This window comes from Pseudomonas sp. B21-035, from assembly GCF_024748945.1.
GTDB lineage: Bacteria > Pseudomonadota > Gammaproteobacteria > Pseudomonadales > Pseudomonadaceae > Aquipseudomonas.
The window spans coordinates 3,627,617-3,647,033 of the sequence record NZ_CP087179.1 but is presented as its reverse complement, the minus strand read 5'-3'; the positions used below and the strand labels follow the sequence as shown (position 1 = coordinate 3,647,033).

The 19,417-nt window shown below is 65.4% G+C and carries 15 protein-coding genes; 9 read left to right on the top strand and 6 right to left on the bottom strand.

Annotated features, from left to right (window positions below; all coding sequences use genetic code 11):
• Positions 1-6 precede the first annotated feature (6 nt).
• From LOY22_RS16595 to fdnG, 6 genes are all read right to left on the bottom strand, one after another.
• A complete protein-coding gene (locus LOY22_RS16595; RefSeq protein ID WP_258597815.1) occupies positions 7-621 on the bottom strand; it encodes a LysE family translocator in 615 nt (204 codons plus the stop codon).
• Positions 622-739: 118 nt separating this feature from the next.
• Complete coding sequence (locus LOY22_RS16590; RefSeq protein ID WP_045194298.1) at positions 740-967, bottom strand: hypothetical protein; 228 nt, start codon at positions 965-967, stop codon at positions 740-742.
• 70 nt (positions 968-1,037) lie between these two features.
• Complete coding sequence (gene fdhE, locus LOY22_RS16585) at positions 1,038-1,949, bottom strand: formate dehydrogenase accessory protein FdhE (protein WP_258594038.1); 912 nt, start codon at positions 1,947-1,949, stop codon at positions 1,038-1,040.
• Positions 1,946-2,593 carry a formate dehydrogenase subunit gamma gene (locus tag LOY22_RS16580; RefSeq protein WP_213603920.1) on the bottom strand — a complete coding sequence of 216 codons (648 nt, stop codon included), beginning with the start codon at positions 2,591-2,593 and terminating at the stop codon, positions 1,946-1,948. Before LOY22_RS16580 ends, fdhE begins: the two co-directional genes overlap by 4 nt.
• Positions 2,590-3,480 (bottom strand): formate dehydrogenase subunit beta, encoded by an 891-nt coding sequence (fdxH, locus tag LOY22_RS16575; protein ID WP_275559268.1) that lies wholly within the window; start codon positions 3,478-3,480, stop codon positions 2,590-2,592. Before fdxH ends, LOY22_RS16580 begins: the two co-directional genes overlap by 4 nt.
• Before the next feature lie 17 nt (positions 3,481-3,497).
• Positions 3,498-6,548, bottom strand: a complete 3,051-nt coding sequence (fdnG, locus tag LOY22_RS16570) for a formate dehydrogenase-N subunit alpha (protein ID WP_258594036.1) — start codon at positions 6,546-6,548, stop codon at positions 3,498-3,500.
• A 498-nt stretch (positions 6,549-7,046) separates the two neighbouring features.
• Here fdnG and LOY22_RS16565 point away from each other — a divergent pair, with 498 nt between their 5' ends.
• From LOY22_RS16565 to LOY22_RS16525, 9 genes are read left to right on the top strand one after another with little or no spacing between them, the layout of a single operon-like run.
• Positions 7,047-9,134, top strand: coding sequence for a TonB-dependent receptor domain-containing protein (locus LOY22_RS16565; protein ID WP_213604394.1), 2,088 nt, complete (start codon positions 7,047-7,049; stop codon positions 9,132-9,134).
• Positions 9,135-9,178: 44 nt separating this feature from the next.
• Positions 9,179-10,894, top strand: coding sequence for an ABC transporter substrate-binding protein (locus tag LOY22_RS16560; RefSeq protein WP_258594034.1), 1,716 nt, complete (start codon positions 9,179-9,181; stop codon positions 10,892-10,894).
• Positions 10,891-11,823 carry an ABC transporter permease gene (locus LOY22_RS16555; RefSeq protein ID WP_258594032.1) on the top strand — a complete coding sequence of 311 codons (933 nt, stop codon included), beginning with the start codon at positions 10,891-10,893 and terminating at the stop codon, positions 11,821-11,823. Before LOY22_RS16560 ends, LOY22_RS16555 begins: the two co-directional genes overlap by 4 nt.
• Before the next feature lie 22 nt (positions 11,824-11,845).
• Positions 11,846-13,129, top strand: a complete 1,284-nt coding sequence (locus LOY22_RS16550; RefSeq protein ID WP_258594030.1) for an acyl-CoA dehydrogenase family protein — start codon at positions 11,846-11,848, stop codon at positions 13,127-13,129.
• 19 nt (positions 13,130-13,148) lie between these two features.
• Complete coding sequence (locus LOY22_RS16545) at positions 13,149-14,492, top strand: LLM class flavin-dependent oxidoreductase (protein WP_093381309.1); 1,344 nt, start codon at positions 13,149-13,151, stop codon at positions 14,490-14,492.
• A gap of 27 nt (positions 14,493-14,519) precedes the next feature.
• Positions 14,520-15,575, top strand: coding sequence for an NADP(H)-dependent aldo-keto reductase (locus LOY22_RS16540; RefSeq protein WP_258594028.1), 1,056 nt, complete (start codon positions 14,520-14,522; stop codon positions 15,573-15,575).
• Positions 15,576-15,598: 23 nt separating this feature from the next.
• On the top strand, positions 15,599-16,489 hold the full coding sequence (locus LOY22_RS16535; protein WP_093381314.1) for an ABC transporter permease: 891 nt from the start codon (positions 15,599-15,601) through the stop codon (positions 16,487-16,489).
• The gene (locus LOY22_RS16530) at positions 16,486-18,147 is read left to right on the top strand and encodes an ABC transporter ATP-binding protein (protein ID WP_258594025.1); all 1,662 of its coding nucleotides are present in this window, start codon (positions 16,486-16,488) and stop codon (positions 18,145-18,147) included. The genes LOY22_RS16535 and LOY22_RS16530 overlap by 4 nt, the downstream gene beginning before the upstream one ends.
• A 26-nt stretch (positions 18,148-18,173) precedes the next feature.
• Positions 18,174-19,382: an acyl-CoA dehydrogenase family protein gene (locus LOY22_RS16525; RefSeq protein ID WP_258594023.1), complete on the top strand. Its 1,209-nt coding sequence runs from the start codon at positions 18,174-18,176 to the stop codon at positions 19,380-19,382.
• The last annotated feature ends 35 nt before the right edge of the window (positions 19,383-19,417 follow it).

The window sequence follows — 19,417 nt, the reverse complement described above, 5'->3', positions numbered from 1 at the left end:
CGCTCCTCAGCGCTGGGCGAACGCCAGGTTCAGGCCCAGGCCGGCAAAAGAGGCAGCAAAACTGCGGCGCAGCCAGTTCTGAACCCGCGGCGATTCAATCACCGCGCGACGGAACAGGTTGGCCAGCAGGCCATACAGCACAAACACCACGAAGGTCATGAGCATGAACACTGCGCTCAGGCTGAGCATCTGCCCGCTCACCGAGCCCGCCTCGGCGCTGATGAACTGCGGCAGGAACGCCAGGAAGAAAATCGTCAGTTTCGGGTTGAGGATGTTCAGCAGGCAGGCCCGCAGGATCAGGCTGCCAGCGCTACCCACCGCGCTGATGCTGTCGACGGCGAAGGCCGAGCGGTCGCGCCAGGTGGCGTAGGCCAGGTACAGCAGGTAGGCGACGCCGGCGAACTTCAGGCCCTGGAAGGCCAGGGCACTGGTGTGCAGGATCGCCGACAGGCCGAGGATCGAGGCCAGCAGGTGCGGGACGATCCCCGCCGTACAGCCCAGCGCGGTGTAGAGGCTGGCGCGCTTGCCGGCCACCAGAGCGGTGGAGATGGTCAGGATCACGCCGCTGCCGGGAATCAGCACGACGATCAATGAGGTAATGAGAAAATCCAGGCTCGGCATCGCGACAGGCTCCATCTCGTCAAGGTTGGCTGCAAGCATGTCTACAGACGTCAACCGTTCAGATCAAGTGTAAGAGCCCTGGCAGCTTTTGCTAGTCAGTCGTCGGCGCATGGCCTGGCTACTCGGCCTTGCCACGCACGATGCGCCCGACCTTGATTTCGTCGGCGTAGGCCTTGAGCTTGTCGGAGTCTTTGTACAGGCGATTCATCAGGTGCAGCACGGCAACCACGTCGACGCCGTCGATGCGCTCGGCCAGCTTGCTGATTTCACCGGCGGTGCGTTCCAGGTTGCCGGCGACGGCCTTGAGGTCGCGCTTGAGTTCGGCGGAAGATTTCTTGATGCCCATAGGGGTTCCGGGTGTGGGGTGAAAAGGGGGGGGCAATCGCGGGTCAAGTCGGGTCGCCGCGATAACTTTATCAGCCAGGAAACAAAAACGGGCTGACACTACTGCGCCCATAACCCTCGCGCTCCACTTCGGCGTCCAGCGCCAGGGAAGCGAGGTCATCGGCCAGCACTTCCTGGTCGCGGTCCTTTTCCGGGTACAGCACTTTCAGGTAGCTGTGGCAGTCGTTGCAGCTCTCGGCCTTGATCGCGGCATCCTGACGCTCCAGCGACCAGTAGTCGAGGGCGCCGGTGGCTTCGCAGTTGCTGCATTTTACCCGAACCATGTGCCAGCGGCTCTCGCACAAACTGCAATGCAGGTAACGCAGGCCGGCCTGGGCGCCGTTCATGATCACGCTGGCCACCGGCGCGCTGGCGCACACCGGGCAGTGCTGGCGCTGTTCGCCCAGCGAGGCCCTGGCCGAAGCCGGCAGGGCATTGGCCAGCTGGGTGAAGTACAGCGACAGCGCGCTCCAGAGGAACAGCGCCTGGCCGCTGTCGACCTGCTCGTAGCTACCGGCCAGCAAGGCGCTGGCGCGCTCTTCCAGTTGCGCTGGCGAGTAGCCGCGCAAGGCGTCGAGGGTGCTGCGCACCGCTGGCGTGGCGTCGCCGTACAGTGCCTCGATCAAGGCGCCGAGCAGTTGCTGCCAGTAAGCGTCGCGCGGGTACTCTGCGCTTGCCAGCGGCGCCCGGCCGGCGTCCAGGCGCGCCGCCAACCCGGCCGCCAGCGCTTCAGGCAGTGGCAGGGTGGCAAGCAGTTGCTGCTGAGCCTCGGCGATACCGGCACAAAACCCCAGGTAATCGCCCATGGCGTGGCCGTCGGCCAGCTGGCGCAGGCGCGCCGCGCGTTTTGAGTAACGGTCCTTGAGCGACGGCAGCAGTACCGCGACGATCTCGTTGACGCCACCGCTGGGCGTCTGCACCGGGGTCATCTGGATGCTGCTCATTTGTCGCTCCCGGCTTTGCCTTGCTTGCTGTTCAGCTGGCGGTACCAGCGGTCGTGGTGGGTCTTGGCCCAGCTGCGGCTGACGTAGCCGGTGAGCATGCCGCGGATCGAACCCTTGACCCAGAATGCCAGGTAGGCATGGCCGATGATCAGCAGAATCAGGCTGATGCCGGCCAGTGCATGCACCAGCAAGCCGATGCGGATGGTCGGGATACTGAACAGCGGCGCGAAATACGGCCGCCAGATCACCACGCCACTGAGCAGCAGCAGGCTGATCAGGGCCATGATGCCCCAGAACAGGATCTTCTGCCCGGCGTTGTACTTGCCGATGTTCAGCGCCGGCTCATGCTTGCCGGCCAGCACTTGCTTGACGTTCTTGAACCACTGCAGGTCTTCGCGTTCCGGCAGGTTGTAGCGCACGAAGCGCACGAACAGAAACATCAGCAGCAAAAACACCACCACGCCGAAAAACGGGTGGAGGATGCGCGCCAGCTGCGGGGTGCCGAACACCGCGTTGAGGCCGTTGAGCGAGGGGAAGAACCACGACAGCCCCGACAGCGCCACGGCGAAGAAGCAGATCACCATGAACCAGTGGCTGGCGCGCTCGATGAAGCGCGTCCGCAGGATCAGTTTGTCCTTGTTCATGCGTGGGTATCCTCTTCGATCTTCTGGTCCTGTTCATCGACCTCGTTGGGGCCGACGCCGATGTAATGGAACAGGGTGCCGGCCAGGGTGGCGAAGAACGCCGCCGCGGCCACCGGTTTCATCCAGCCTTTCCAGCCCTGGATGGCGTTGCTGATGCGCGGGTCGGTGGGCAGCTTGTGGTACAGCTGCGGCTTGTCGGCATGCTGCAGTACGTAGACCACGTGGGTGCCGCCAACGCCTTGCGGGTCGTAGATGCCGGCCCCGGCAAAGCCACGGCCCTGCAGCTCGGTGACCCGTTCGCTGGCCTGGTGCAGCATGTCTTGCTTGCTGCCGAAGTTGATTGCCCCGGTGGGGCAGGTCTTGACGCAGGCCGGCTCCTGGCCGACCGACACGCGGTCGACGCACAGCGTGCACTTGTAGGCCTTGTTGTCCTTCTTGCTGATGCGCGGCACATCGAACGGGCAGCCGGCGATGCAGTAGCCGCAGCCGATGCAGTGCTCGGACTGAAAATCGACGATGCCGTTGGCGTACTGGATGATCGCTCCCGGTTGCGGGCAGGCTTTCAGGCAGCCGGGGTCGGCGCAGTGCATGCAGCCGTCCTTGCGGATCAGCCACTCGAGCTTGCCGCTTTCATCTTCGACTTCATCAAAACGCATCAGCGTCCAGGTTTCGGCCGACAGGTCGGCCGGGTTGTCGTACACGCCAACGTTGTGGCCGACCTCGTCACGCAGGTCGTTCCACTCGTTGCAGGCCACCTGGCAGGCTTTGCAGCCGATGCAGATGCTCACGTCGATCAGCTTGGCCACTTCGGCCTGGTGATCGCGGGTGTGCGGCGCCGGGGTCAGCACGTTGGTGGCTGAGCGGCGGACGATGTCTTGGGATTGCATGGACATGGTATTCGCCCTCAGACCTTTTCAATGTTCACGAGAAACGCCTTGTACTCCGGCGTGTGGGTGTTCGACTCGCCGATGCCCGGGGTCAGGGTGTTGGCCAGGAAGCCCTTGCGCGTGCTGCCTTCGTAACCCCAGTGGCAAGGAATGCCGATGGTGTCGACATCCTGGCCATCGACGGCCAGGCGGCGGATGCGCTTGGTCACCACGGCCTTGGCCTTGATGTAGCCACGCTTGGTGCTGACCTTGACCAGGTCGCCCTGAACGATGCCCTTGTCGGCGGCGAGTTTCTCGCCGATCTCGATGAACTGCTCGGGCTGGACGATGGCGTTCAACCGCGCGTGCTTGGTCCAGTGGCGGAACAGCTCGGTGATCGAGTAGGTGGTCGCCACGTAGGGGAACTCTTCGCGCTTGCCCATGCGCTGGCGGTCGCTTTCGTACAGTCGCGCGGTCGGGCTGTAGGTCACGTTCGGGTGCAGCGGGTTGCTCGCCAGCGGGCTTTCGGTCGGCTCGTAGTGCTCGGGGAACGGCCCGTCGTTCATGGCGCCGACCGAGAACAGCCGGCCCAGGCCTTCGGGCAGCATGATGAACGGGTTGACCTTGCCACCGGGGGCGGCGGTGACGGCGAAGTCGGGCACGTCGACGCCGCTCCAGCGCACACCGTCCCAGCCGATCAGCTTGCGTTTCGGATCCCACGGCTTGCCCTGCGGGTCGGCCGAGGCGCGGTTGTAGAGGATGCGCCGGTTCTGCGGCCAGGCCCAGGCCCAGCCCGGGGTGCAACCCAGGCCGCTGTCGGCGTTGTCGCGGCGGGCCATCTGGTTGCCCTGTTCGGTCCAGGAGCCGGCGAAGATCCAGTTGAAGCACTGGGTCGTGCCGTCGTCGCGCAATTGCGAGAAGTCGCTGAGCAACTGGCCCTTGCGCAAAATCAGCTTGCCTTGCTCGTCGTGCAGGTCGGCCAGGGCGCGGCCGTTGGACTCCTTGGCCACTTCCTCGGGCTTGGGGTCCAGCGGGTCGGCGTAGTCCCAGGCCATGTTGAGGATCGGTGCCGGGTTGGCGCCGCCTTCCTTTTCGTACAGCTCGCGGATCTTCAGGAACAGGTGGCCGAGGATCTTGCCATCGTGCCAGGCCTCGCCCGGAGGCGCCGCGCCGGCCCAGTGCCACTGCAGCCAGCGCCCGGAGTTGACGATCGAGCCGTCTTCCTCGGCAAAGCACGAGGAGGGCAGGCGGAACACTTCGGTCTGGATCGCCGCGGTGTCGACGTCATGCTGCTCGCCGTGGTTCTGCCAGAAGCTCGAGGTCTCGGTGGCCAGCGGGTCGATGATCACCAGGAACTTGAGCTTGGCCAGCGCTGCCTGGGCCTTGTTCTTGTCGGGGAAGGCCGCCACCGGGTTGAAGCCCTGGGCGATGTAGCCGTTGACCTTGCCTTCGTACATGCGGTTGCTGAAGTTGAGCACGTCGTAGCTGTCGTCCCACTTGGGCAGCCAGTCGAAGCCCCAGTCGTTGTCTTTGGTGGCCTTGTCGCCCCAAAGGCTTTTCATCAGGCTGACGAAGAATTTCGGCGTGTGTTTGTAGTAGTTGACCTGATCCTCCAGCAGCGCCACTGGCGTCACCTGCTTGAGGTAGGTGGCCATGTCGGTCTGCTCGTCGGACGGCAGGTTCATGTAGCCAGGCAGGCGCAGCGAAAGCAGGCCCAGGTCGGTGTAGCCCTGGATGTTGGAGTGGCCGCGCAGGGCGTTGACGCCACCACCGGCCATGCCGATGTTGCCCAAAAGCAGCTGGATCATGCCCGAGCCGCGGATCATCTGCGCGCCGTTGGTGTGGTGGGTCCAGCCCAGGGCGTAGAGGAAGGTCGCGGTCTTGTCCGGGGCGCTGGTTTCGCCAAGGATCGCGCAGATCTTCAGGAAGTCATCTTTCGGCGTGCCGCAGACGTTAGTGACCATCTGCGGGGTGTAGCGGCTGACGTGGGCCTTGAGCAGGTTCCACACGCAGCGCGGGTGCTGCAGGGTCAGGTCGCGCTTGGCGTAGCCCTTGCTGTCGAGCTCGTAGGTCCAGGAGCTGCGGTCGTAGCTGCGCTTGTTGGCGTCGTAGCCGCTGAACAGGCCGTCGTCGAAATGGTAGTCCTCGCGCACGATCAGGCTGGCGTTGGTGTAGTGGCGTACGTATTCGTGCTGGATCTTGTCGTGGCTGATCAGGTAGTTGACCACGCCCATCAGGAAGGTCACGTCGGAGCCCGCGCGGATCGGCGAGTAGATGTCGGCCACCGCGGCGCTGCGGTTGAAGCGCGGGTCGACGACGATGACCTTGGCGCCGTTGCGGATCTTCGCCTCGATCACCCACTTGAAGCCCACCGGGTGCGCCTCGGCGGGGTTGCCGCCCATGATCAGCACAACGTTGGCGTTCTTGATGTCGACCCAGTTGTTGGTCATGGCGCCACGGCCAAAGGTCGGCGCCAGGGCCGAAACCGTCGGCGCGTGGCAGACCCGCGCCTGGCTGTCGGTGCCGAGAATGCCCAGGGCACGGGTGAAGCGCTGGTCGAGCGAGCCGGTTTCGCTGCTGGCCGCCGACGAGCAGAGCATGCCGGTGCTGAGCCAGCGGTTGACCGTGGTGCCCTTGGCGTTCTTCTCGATGAAGTTGGCGTCGCGGTCGTCTTTCATCAGCCGGGCGATGCGTTCGATGGCGTGGTCCCAGCTGATGCGCTGCCATTTGTCCGAGCCCGGTGCGCGGTATTCGGGGTAGAGCAGGCGCTGTTCGCTGTGCACATAGTCGACCAGGCCGGCGCCTTTAGGGCACAGCGAGCCACGGCTGACCGGGTGATCAGGGTCGCCTTCGATATGGAAGATCCGAGCCTTGGCGTTCTTGGCGCCGTCGCCGAGGCTGTACATGAGAATCCCGCAACCGACCGAGCAATAGGTGCAGTTGTTACGGGTTTCCTTGGCGCGCAGCAGCTTGTACTGGCGCGACTGGGTCGCCTGGGCCACGCCCGGGGCAAAGCCCAGGCTTGCACAGGTGGCGGTGGCGACGCCGGCGGTACACAGCTTGAAAAACTGTCGTCTGCCAAGTCCCATGGGTATCTCCTCATTCTTATCGGCTGCACAAAGCTGCGGGCATAGGCATGCCCGGCAACAAGGCGTCGCAAGCGCAGTTGGCTGGGGTGTCGAAGCACGGTGTGTCGCAGGTCCCTGTCTGGCGCAGGGTTTTAAGCGGACGTATGCGCGCTAGTGTATTCCCGTACGGAATGTGGGACTAATCGACCTTGTTGATAGGTCTATCGACAGGATCTATCAAGGCCTGGGCCATGATCAACTGTTCGCCAGGCAACAGCAGTTGGACAGATACCCGCAATTCGAACAATTGTTTAAACCTTTGAAACCGCTCAAACCCAAGGATTTCCAGGGATTTTGTGGTTGGCACGGACGCTGCAACAGCTCCCTTCGAGATTGACTATACCAATAGAAACTCGCCTATTTTTTAATCAGGTGGGGAGCAAGACCTTGAATTTCGTGCCTCGGGCAACATCCGTTTTATCCAAATCTTCGACCAAAGTAGTAGGCAAGGACTGGAAGCTGGCCAGCGTCGGCGCCGCCCTGTTGAGCCTGGCGCCGCTGGCCCAGGCCGAAGACGCCACACAGACTGAGAAACGCCTGGAGACGGTTACCGTCCAGGCCGCCAAAGCCACCCCGGTAGAAGCGGCGCAGGCGCAACTGGACGAGATCCCCGGCGGTACCGGGCTGGTCCAGCAGGCGGAGGTGGAGAAGGGCCGCTCGGCCACCCTCGAAGACACCCTGGCCTATCAGCCGGGGGTGTATGCGCAGGCGGCCGGCGGCAACGATGCGATCAAAATTTCCATTCGCGGCTCGGGCGCCAACACATCGCCTGGCTACTTTCGCGAAGGCACCAAGTTTCTCTTCGACGGCCTGGCCCTGACTGGCGCCGGTGGCACGCCCTACGAGCTGCTCGACACCCAGGGCCTGAGCTACACCGAGGTACTGCGCGGTGCCAACGCCTTCGAATACGGCGCCTTGTCGCTGGGCGGGGCGATCAACTTCGTTACCAACTCCGGCCTCACTGCGCCGGGCAACCGCATCAAGGTCGAAGGCGGCAGTTTCGGCTGGCAGAAGCAGACCCTCAGCACCGGTGGCGTGGCTGGCAATGCCGACTACTTCATCAGTGTCGACAACTCCAAGCGCGACGGTTACCAGGACTTCACCTTCACCAAGGCCAAGGGCGTGGTGAGCAACTTCGGCTACCGCTTCAACCCCAAGCTGGAAACCCGCCTGTATATCCGCTACCGCGAGGAATACCACGAAAACTCCGGGGCCCTGACCCTGGCGCAACTGAAGAAGAACTCCTCGCAAACCAACCCCAGCACCCGCGCCACCCGCGGCGACTCGACCAAGGAAGGCTCGACCTGGGTCGGCAGCAAGACCACCTACACCTTCGATGACGATTCGACCCTGGTGGCCGGGCTGGTCTATCACAACTACCCGCAGATCCTCAGCAAGAAGAGCACGGTCAACCCCAACTACTGGGACTGGCGCGACATCAACTATTCGCTCAAGTACACCCGCAGCGACCAGCTGTTTGGCCTTCCGAGCACCACCACGGTCGGCTGGAGCAGCACCCAGCACATCCGCTCCGGGGTGCGCACCTACAGCGGCGACAAGGACCTGGGCCGGTTGCAGAAGCAGGTCGAGTACGACGGCTCGTTCGACCATGTGTTCTCGCTGGGCAACGACCTCGGCCTGACCGACAACCTGTACCTGTCCACGGGCCTCTCGGCCATTGAGGTCAAGCGCAATGTCGATGTCAATTTCAGCGACCGGCCCAACACCAGCGGCATCCCCAGCCACTATCGCTATCAGCAATGGAAACTGGCGCCACGGCTCGGCCTGCGTTACTACCTGACCCCGGACGTGCAGGTGTTCGGCAACGTCAGCCGCTCGATCGACCCGCCCAGCTCCTGGTCCAGTTCCGGCTCGGGGGTGACCACCAACTTTGCCAAGACCCTGGTGCCACAAAGCGCCAACACGGTTGAACTGGGGATTCGCGGGCGTTCGGAGATTTTCGACGGCAGCCTGACCCTGTACAAATCCTGGATCAAGGACGAGCTGCTCAACGTCGAAATCCTCCCGGCCACCAACACTTCGGCCGCGGTGGTCTCGACCTCCAACGCCAGCCCGACCATCCACCAGGGCATCGAGGCGGGGCTGACCACCAAGCTCTGGCAACGCGATAACGGCGATGTGCTGAGCTGGCGCCAGGCCTACACCCTCAACGACTTTCACTACCGCAACGACCCGCTGTTCAGCAAGAACGAGCTGCCGGGCCTGCCCAAGCACATCTACCAGGGCGAGCTGTTCTACCAGTACGCCAACGGCTTTTACGCCGGGATCAACGTGCGCTCGGCATCGAGCACGGCGGTGGACTACGCCAACAGCTTCTACGCGCCGTCCTACACCCTGTGGGGCGCACGCCTGGGCTACGACGCGCCGAACAAGACCTGGCAGGTGTACCTGGACCTGAAGAACCTCACCGACAAGGACTACGTCACCGCCCTGGTGCCCAGCTACGACGCCAAGGGCCAGGACACCGCTTCGCTGTACCCGGGTGACGGCTTCGGCGCCTACACCGGGATTGCCTACAACTTTTGAGCCAGGGGCGGGTGCCGTTCGCGCGGCACCTGCAGGAGAACCGCATGAGAGTAATCGCAAGGCTGGGCGCGCCCGCCGTGCTTGGCGCGCTGCTGGCCCTGGGCGCCTGCAAGCCGGTGGAGCAATCGCCGGAGCAGGGCAGCAGCGGCATCGACGGCACGCTGCACAACGGCACCCTCAGCTATGGCGCGCAGGACTATTACGAGGCCGCTCCGGGCAAGCCCGGTGGCACCCTGCGGGTGTCGACGGCCTCCGACACCATGACGCTGGACGTGCATTCGATTTCCCACGGCAATGTGCAGTGGCTGGGGCGCATTCTGTTCGACTGCCTGCTGTACCAGGACGAGCAGGGCAATATCTCGCCGTGGCTGGCCAAGTCCTGGGAGATCTCCGACGACGGCAAGACCTACACCTTTCACCTGCGCGACGACGTGACCTTCAGCGATGGCGAGAAATTCAACGCCCGTGCCGTGCAGGTCAACCTTGAACACATGCGCGACCCGGCGACCAAATCGCCGCTGGCCGCTGCCTACATCGCCCCATATGTCGACGGGCGCATCGTCGATGAGTACACCTTCGAAGCGCACTTGCGCGAGCCGTATTCGCCGTTCCTCGATGTGCTGGCGCAGTCGTGGCTGAGCATGATCTCGCCCCGGCAGATCCTCGAAGCGCCGAAGACCATCGCCGAGCACCCGATCGGCTCCGGGCCCTTCGTGCTGGAAAGCTATACCCGCGACCAGGGCGCCAACTTCGTCAAGCGCAAGGGCTACAACTGGGCGCCCGCAGTCACCCGCCACCAGGGCGAGGCCTACCTCGACCGCCTGGAGCTGAGCATCGTCCCCGAGCCGATGATCCGCTTCAGTACCCTGGAAGCCGGCCAGTCGGACTTCACCGTCGACGCCCCGACCCAGAACGCCCGGGCTATCCGTGACAACCCGGACTTGCAGATGCGCAGCCGCATTCGCAAGGCCAACCCGTTTCGCAGCCTGACCTTCAACGTCGAGCGCTTTCCCTTCGACGACGTGCAGGTGCGCCGCGCCGTGGCCAAGGCCATCGACCGCGACGGCCTGGCCTGGATCACCGGTTTTGGCGAGTACCTGGCCAAGGGTGATTTTCTTGCCGCCAACACCCGCTACTACGACCCGGCATTCAAGGATGTACTGGCCTATGACGTCGCCGAGGCCAACCGCATTCTCGACCAGGCCGGCTGGAGTGAGCGCGACGCCGAGGGTTACCGGGTCAAGAACGGCCAGCGCCTGGCCGCGCACCTGCTGACCTACGAAACCGCGGCCTACCCGAGCAGCATCGCCGTGGCCATCCAGGCCGACCTGAAGAAGATCGGCCTCAAGATCGACATCGACCTGCTGCCCCTGGCCCAGGTCACCCAGCGCCGTTACGCCAGTGATTTTCAGCTGATCGGCGGCGGCTACTGGCACACCAACACCCCCGATGGCCTGTACATCCTCTATCACAGCCAGGCAATCAGCACCGCCAAGCTGATCGGCCAGAACGCCGGGCGCTTTCGCGATGCCGAGCTCGACCGGGTACTCAGCGCGGCCCGGCGGACTACCGACCCGGTGGCGCTGAACGACCTCTATCGCATCGCCCAGCAGCGCCTGGCGCAGACCATCCCGGCGGTGCCGGTGTTCGAGAGCCATGTGCTGCTGGCCTACCGCAAGCAGGTCAAGGGGCTGATTTTCGACACTTCGCACAACACTCCGTTTTTCACCAGTGTCTGGCTCGACCCGGAGGGCAAATGACTAGCTTGCAACGATTGGCCTGGCGCCTGCTGGCCGGCATCGGCGTGCTTTGGGGCGCGGCGACCCTGACCTTCCTGGCCATCAACCTCAGCGCCGGCGACCCGGCCCTGGCGATTCTCGGCGGCCCCGACGCCATGCCCAGCGCCGAGCTGATCGCCCAAGTGCGCGCCGAATACGGCCTCGACCAGCCGTTGTGGGTGCAGTACGGCCAGTACCTGGCGCGCCTGGCCCAGGGCGATCTGGGCGAGTCATACCGTTTGCGCATCCCGGTACTGCAGGTAATCGGCAGCCAGCTGGGCGCCACCGTGCAGCTGTCGCTGGCCGCCGCCTTGCTGTCGATTGTGCTGGCGGTGAGCTGCGCGGTGCTCACCGCCAACCGGCCGCGCTGGGTGCGCTCGCTGGTGTCCGGCACTGAACTGGTGCTGTCGTCGGCGCCGTCGTTCGTGATCGGCATCGTGCTGTTGCTGGTGTTTTCGTTCGGCTGGCACCTGCTGCCGCCATCCGGTTCCAACAGCTGGCAGGCGCTGATGCTGCCGAGCCTGGCCCTGGCCCTGCCGATTGCCGCGGTGCTGACCCAGGTACTGCGCCAGGAGCTGGAAGACATCCTCGAACAGCCGTTTATCGCCATGGCCCGCGCCCGCGGCATGTCCGAGACCGGCGTGCGCCTCAAGCATGCCTTGCGCCATGCCCTGGTGCCGCTGGTGACGTTGTCGGGCTTTGTTTTCGCCAGCTTGCTGGGCGGTGCGGTAATCATCGAAATGCTCTTCGCCCGCCAGGGCATCGGCCGCTTGATGCTCGACGCCGCCGTGACCAAGGACATGCCCTTGCTGCTGGGCATCACCCTGTTGGCGGCGGCGATTTATGTGCTCGTCAACTTTCTCGTCGACCTGATCAACCACTGGGTCGACCCCCGCAGCAAAAGCCTATGAACCCGAATCTCAAGGACCAGCCATGAGTGCCCATGAACTGCCAACAGCCCTGGCTGCGAACCCCGCAGGCCAGGACTACGTAAACCTGCAGGCGCGCTTTGCCCCGGTGTTTGCCCGCATTGCCGAAGGTGCGGTCGAGCGCGAGCAGCAGCGCACCCTGGCCCATGAGCCGGTGGCCTGGCTGCGCGAAGCCGGCTTTGGCGCCCTGCGCGTGCCCCAGGCATTGAACGGCGCCCAGGCCAGCCTGCCGGTGCTGTTTCGCCTGCTGATCGACCTGGCCGAAGCCGACTCCAACCTGCCGCAAATCTTTCGCGCCCACTTCGGTTTTGTCGAAGGCCGGCTGTCCAGTGGCGATGCCGCTTCGCAACAGCACTGGCTGGCCAAGGTGGCGACGGGGCAGTTGTGGGGCGCGGCCATGGCCGAACGCACCGACACCACCGGCAATTCGGTGCGCCTGCGCGCTGCCGACCCGCAGGCGCCCGAGGCCGGCTGGCTGCTGCACGGCGAGAAGTACTACTGCACCGGCGCCATCTATGCCGACTGGGTGGCGGCGGTGGCCATGCTCGATGAGGATTTTGTCAGCGTGGTGGTGCCGACCACGGCGCCAGGGGTCAGCCTGGAAGATGACTGGGACGGTTTCGGCCAGCGCCTGAGCGGCAGCGGCACTACCCGTTTTGCCAATGTCGCGGTGCCGCCGCAGCAGGTGCTGCGGCGCTTCAAGCCCGGCGAGCTGCGCGCCGAATCCTACCTGTCGGCCTTCTACCAGCTGTACCACCTGGCGACCCTGGCCGGTATCGCCCGCGCCGCGCAGCGCGATGCCGTGGCCTTCGTCCAGGGCCGCACCCGCGCCTTTGGCGTGCCGGGCCAGTCCAGCCCCAAGGACGACCCGCTGGTGCAGCGGGTGATCGGTCGTCTGTCGAGCCTGGCCTATGCCGCCCAGGCCCTGGTGCTGGATGTCGCCCAGGTGCTGCAGACCGTGCATGAAGCCGAGCTCGACGGTTCTATTGGCGAGGAGCACTACGTCGAGGCCGACATTCGCACCTACCAGGCCCAGCAGATTGTTCTCGAGCAGGTGCTCGAAGCCACCACCTTGCTGTTTGAAGTCGGCGGCGCCTCGGCCACCAGCCAGGCCCGGCGCCTCGACCGGCACTGGCGCAATGCCCGCACCCTGGCCTCGCACAACCCGGCGATCTACCGCGAGCGGGCGCTGGGCAATTACTACCTCAACGGCATCAGCCCTGGTGCCGCCTGGCGCCAGTTGCACGCCCAGGACAACGCCGCCCGCGATGAAGCCAGCGCGGTCTGACCCCACTCAAGGAGTTGCCATGAGCCAGCCTGCAAAACACATGAGCATCGGCATGAACATCCTCGGTTTCGGCGCCCACTCCGGTGCCTGGCGCCAGGCCGAGGTGCCGGCCAATGCCTATCTCGATCACCAGTACTACAGCAACATCGCGCGCATTGCCGAACGCGGCAAGCTCGATGCGATCTTCCTCGCCGACGGCCCGGCGCTGATCGGCGATGTTGGCCAGCATCCGGCCGGGCGCCTGGAACCTACCGTGCTGCTCACCGCCGTGGCCCTGGCTACCCGCCATATCGGCGTGATCGCCACCGCTTCGAGCAGCTATAACGACCCGTATAACCTGGCCCGGCGCTTCAGTTCGCTGGACCATATCAGCGGCGGCCGTGCGGCCTGGAACGTGGTCACCAATGCCGGTGATGCCGCCGCGCAGAACTTCGGCCTGGCCGGTGCGCCGCGACACGTCGACCGTTATGCCCGGGCCGATGAGTTCATCGATGTCACCCTTAAATTGTGGGACAGCTGGGAAGATGACGCGGTGATCGGCGATGCCCGCCGTGGGCGTTTTGCCGACCCGGCCAAGGTGCATGCCATCGACTTTGTCGGCGAGCACTTTTCGGTCAAGGGCCCGCTCAACTTGCCGCGCTCGCCCCAGGGCCGGCCGGTGCTGGTGCAGGCCGGGTCTTCCGAAGGCGGCAAGGCCCTCGGCTCGCGCTATGCCGATGCGATCTTCACCACCCAGACCACCCTGGTCGACGGCCAGGCGTTCTATCAGGAAATGAAACAGCGCGCCCGCCAGTGGGGGCGCAACCCCGAGCACCTGAAAATCATGCCGGGGCTGTCAACGGTAATCGGCAGCAGCGAGGCCGAGGCCCAGGCGCGTTTCGACGAGCTCAACGCCTGGTACGGCGAAGAAGGGCTGATCAACCAGGTGGCGGCGCGGGTGGGCCTGGCGGTCAGCGAGCTGCAGCTGGATGCGCCGTTGCCCTGGGAGCGGATTGGCCCGGTGGCGGATTTCGAGCGCGGCTCCCACGGTTTTCTCGAAGCTCAGTTGAACCTGGCGCGGCGCGAGAACCTGACCATCCGCGAACTGTCGCGGCGCATCCTGGTCGGCCACCGGCTGATCGTCGGCACCCCGGAACAGGTCGCCGACAGCCTTGAGCACTGGTTCCGTGCCGGCGCTGCCGATGGCTTCAACATCATGCCGGACATGTTCCCCTCCGGTGTCGAGGTATTCGTCGACCAGGTGGTGCCGCTGCTGCAACAGCGCGGGGTGTTCCGCCGTGAATACCAGGGCAGCACCTTGCGCGAGCACCTCGGCCTGCCGTACCCGGCCAGCCAGTACCAGCGCGCCGCCGAAGCGGTTTGAGCTTTTTACTTTCGATACGGAGCGAGCATGATCAAACGTAGATTGGGCCACAGCGACATTCAGGTCAGCGTGCTGGGGCTGGGCAGCATGACCTGGGGCCACCAGAACAGCGAAAGCGATGCCCACCGCCAGCTCGACGCGGCGCTGGCCGCTGGTATCAACCTGATCGATACCGCCGAGATGTACCCAACGCCGACCCACGGCGAAACCTGGGGCAGCACCGAGCGCTTCATCGGCAGCTGGCTGGCGAACAGCGGGCGGCGCGCCGAGGTGGTGCTGGCCAGCAAAATCATCGGCCCGGCACGCCAGCCGGGGGCCGGCGCGCATATCCGTGAGGGGCTTACACGCCACGACCGGGCCAATATCGTCGCCGCCCTGGACGGCAGCCTCAAGCGCCTGCAAACCGATTACCTGGACCTCTACCAACTGCACTGGCCGGACCGCACCACCAATATTTTTGGCCAGCGCGAATACCCCTATGTCGAGGATGACCGCGAAACCGTGAGCATCGCCGAGACCTTGCAGGTGCTGGCCGATCAGGTCGCCGCCGGCAAGATCCGCCATATCGGCGTGTCCAACGAAACCCCGTGGGGCGTGGCCGAGTTTTTGCGCCAGGCGCGTGAGCAGAACCTGCCGCGCATCGTCAGCATCCAGAACCCCTATAGCCTGCTCAACCGCCTGTACGAGGGCGGCCTGTCGGAGTTCAGCCAGCGCGACAACATCGGCTTGCTGGCCTATTCGCCGCTGGCCTTCGGCGCCCTGACCGGCAAGTACCTCAACGGCGCCTTGCCGCAGGGCTCGCGGCTGTCGTCGGTGTACCGCACCTTCAACCGCTACGACAGCCCCGGCGCCCATCAGGCCATCGCTGCCTATGTGGCGCTGGCGCAGGAGCTTTCGATCAGCCCGGCGCAACTGGCCCTGGCTTATGTGCTCAACAAGCCGTTTGTCAGCAGCGCACTGACCGGGCAGACCAGCCTGGCGCAACTGGCCGACAACCTCGGCGCATTGCAGGTGAAGCTGGGTAGCGAAGCCTTGGTGCGCATCGAGCAGATCCACCGGCAGATCCCTAACCCGGCTCCCTAACGTTCAGTTCATGGAGGTGCCCGATGGCGCCGATCAATTCAACGGCAGCGGTGCTGCCGGTCAGCGGCCTGATCCCGGCCCCGGCGCGTTTTGCCAGGCGCCGGCCACTGGCGGTGCGCCCGGGGCTGGTGCTGGCGGCGCTGTTCGTCGTCTTTTTGCTGCTGGCGGCGCTGCAGCCAGGCTGGCTGGTGGCCGCCGACCCGCTTGATGCCAACGCCCGCCAGGCGTTCCAGCCACCGGGTAGCCTGCACTGGCTGGGCACTGACGAGAACGGCCGCGACATCCTCGCGCGGTTGGTCTACGCGGTGCGCCCGTCGCTGGTACTGGGCCTGAGTGCCACGGCGCTGGGATTGCTGCTGGGCACCGTGCTCGGGCTGCTGGCCGGCCTCGGCCCACGGCTGGTCGACGGCGCGGTGATGCGCCTGGTCGATGTGCTGCTGGCCTTTCCCGACCTGTTGCTGGCGCTGGTGATCATCACCTTTTTTGGCCAGGGCGCGCTCAACACCATCATCGCCGTGGGCATCGCCAGCGTGCCGCGCTATGCGCGCCTGGTGCGCGCGCAAACCCTGGTGGTACGCAATGCCGGCTACGTCGAGGCGGCCACGACCCTGGGCCTGCCACGACGCCAGGTGATCTGGCGGCACGTGCTGCCCAATGCGATCAAACCGATTTTGATTCTCGCCACCATCGGCATCGGCAGCACCATCGTTGCCGGCGCCGCCCTGAGCTTTCTTGGCTTTGGCGCGCCACCGCCGCAGCCGGAATGGGGCGGCATGCTCGCCATCGGCCGCAACTACCTGGCCAACGCCTGGTGGCTGGTGGCCTGGCCGGCCCTGGCCATCACCCTCACCGTGGTTTCGATCACCGCCATCGGCCGCGAACTGCTGCGCCGCAACGAAGGTAAACGCCTATGAACGCTGTTCTTCAACACCCCGCGCCGCTGATCGAGGTCAGCGACTTGCAGGTGCGCTTCGGCCAGGGCGTGCCGGTGCTCAAGGGCATCAGCTTCACCGTGCAGCAGGGCGAATGCCTGGCGCTGGTGGGCGAATCCGGCTCGGGCAAGAGCGTCACTTCGCGCACCCTGGCCGGGCTCACCGGAGCCCATGCGCAGTTGCAGGCCAGCCGCCTGGCCTTTGCCGGGCAGGACCTGCGCCAGTTCGACGAGCGCGCCTGGCGCCGGGTGCGCGGCGCACAAATCGGCTTTGTCATGCAAGACGCCCTGGGCTCGCTCGACCCCCTGCGCCCGGTCGGCAAGGAGATTGCCGAGCCGCTGCAACTGCACAGCGCGCTGAACCGCGAGCAGCGTCAGGCGCGGGTGCTGGAACTGCTGCGCGCGGTCGGCGTGCCGGAACCTGAGCTGCGCGCCCGCCAGTACCCCTGGCAGCTCTCCGGCGGCTTGCGCCAACGGGCGCTGATCGCCTCGGCGATTGCCTGCAACCCGCGCCTGCTGATTGCCGACGAGCCGACCACGGCGCTGGATGCCACGGTGCAGGCCCAGGTCTTGAGCCTGCTCGAATCCCTGCGCGGCGACAGCACGGCGATGCTGATTGTCAGCCACGACCTGGCGGTGGTCTCGCGCCTGGCCAACCGCGTGGCAGTGATGCACAACGGCGTGATCGTCGAGCAGGGCAGTGTCGAGGCGGTGCTGCAAGACCCGCAGCACCCCTACACCCAGTACCTGCTCAAGGCCGGTGCCGCCGTGCATTTTCGCCGACCGCAGGCAGCAAAACTTGCGGCCGTGGCGCCGCCGGTGGTGGAAACCAGCGCGCCGCTGTTGCAGGTGCAGCAACTGAGCAAGGCCTTCAAGGGCCCGGACGGCGCCTTGCGCACCGTGGTCGACAAGGTTTCGCTGCAGCTGCACAAGGGCCGCACCTTAGGCATTGTCGGCGAGTCGGGCTCGGGCAAGACCACCCTGACCCGGATGATCCTCGGCCTGGAAACCCCCGACAGCGGCGCGATCCAGATCAAGGGCCGGCCCTGGCTGCAACTCGATGACCAGGAGAAACGCGCGCTGCGCCGCAGCATCCAGGTGGTGTTCCAGGACCCGCTGAGCTCCTTCGACCCGCGCTACACCGTGCAGCGGGTGTTGTACGAGGCGCTGCAAGTAGCCGGGCACCTGCGCGCGCAGTGGTGCCCGCAGGCCGTCGAGTTGCTCACCCTGGTGCGCCTTGACGAAAGCCTGCTGGAGCGGCGCCCGATCGAGCTGTCGGGCGGCCAGCGGCAACGCATCGCCATTGCCCGCGCCCTGGCCGCGCAGCCGCAGATCCTGGTGTGCGACGAGCCGGTGTCGGCGCTGGATGTGTCGGTGCAGGCGCAGATCCTCGAACTGCTCGACGACCTAAAACAGCGCCTGGGCCTGGCCTGCCTGTTCATCTCCCACGACCTGGGGGTGATCAACCACGTCAGCGACCAGGTGCTGGTGATGAAAGACGGCGTGGCGGTGGAAAGCGGCGCCGTGCGCGATGTTTTCGACCGTCCGCAACACCCCTATACCCGTGCCTTGCTTGACGCCATTCCACACCTGGAAAGCGGTCGCAAGGTCAGTTTCGAATTTCTCCGCCTGGCGATCTGATCGCCTGATTTGCACAAGGAAAGTCCATGCCTGGTTTATCCGCAGTCCCCCCGATTGAGCGTCGCAACCTCGACGACCTCAAAGGCAATACCGAAAACCTGCTGGCGCTGATTGCCGCCGGCGCCGCGCAACGTGAACGCGAGCGCCAGCTGCCCTATGAAGCGGTACGCCAGATTGCCCAGGCCGGGCTCTACACCTGCCGCATTCCCGAGCAATACGGCGGCCCGGGTGGCAGCGTCAGCGATGTGATCGGCCTGCTGCTGCGCATCGCTTCGGTGGACTCCAATGTCGCCCAGGCGCTGCGCCCGGGCTTTGGTTTTATCGAAGGCTTGTTGTCGTCAACCGCCGACGGCGCCGAGGCCGAGCGCCAGCGCTGGTTCGCCCGCTACCTGCAAGGCGCGGTGCTGGGCAATGCCGGCTGGGAAGTGGGCGGCGCCAATGGCGCGATCAGTGCGCGCATCGTGCGTGACGGCGAGCATTACCGCGCCAGCGGCAGCAAGTACTACAGCACCGGCTCCCTGTACGCCGACTGGGTCAGCGCCGTGGCCCTGGATGAAAACGATCAGCCGGTGTCGTTCGTGCTGCCGCGCGAGCGCCAGGGCCTGGAGTTGCTCGACGATTTCGACGCCATGGGCCAGCGCCTGACTGCCAGCGGTACCACGCGCCTGAATGATGTCGTGGTGTACGCCGACGAGATCCGCACGCGGACCGTGGAGGAGGGCAAGCGCACCATCGTCACGCCGTTCCTGCAGTTGTTTCTGGCCACGGTGCAGGCCGGCATCGCCCGCAATGCGCTGGACGACGCCAGCCGCTTTGCCCGCGAGCATGCGCGGCCGATCAAGCACAGCAGCGCCGCGCGTTCGGTGGATGACCCTTACGTGCAGCTCAGCGTCGGCGAGATCGCCGCCCGTGCCTTTAGCGCCGAAGCCGTGGTGTTGCGCGCGGCGGCGTCGATCGACCGCGCCTGGGCCAGCGGGCTTGATCCACATCAGGTTGACCAGGCCGCCATCGACGTCGCCCAGGCCCAGTACATTGCCGCCGAGTCCGCGCTCAAGGCTGCCGAGTTGCTGTTCGACGTCGGCGGCGCCTCGACCACCGGCCGCAGCCACAATCTCGACCGCCACTGGCGCAACGCACGCACGGTCGCCAACCACAACCCGCGACACTGGAAGGCCGCAGCGGTGGGTGCCTGGCAACTGACCGGCACGCCGCCGCCGACGTCGGGCTTGTTCTGAGGTGGGCAGTTTGCAGGCGCCGCTGTTGACCCACA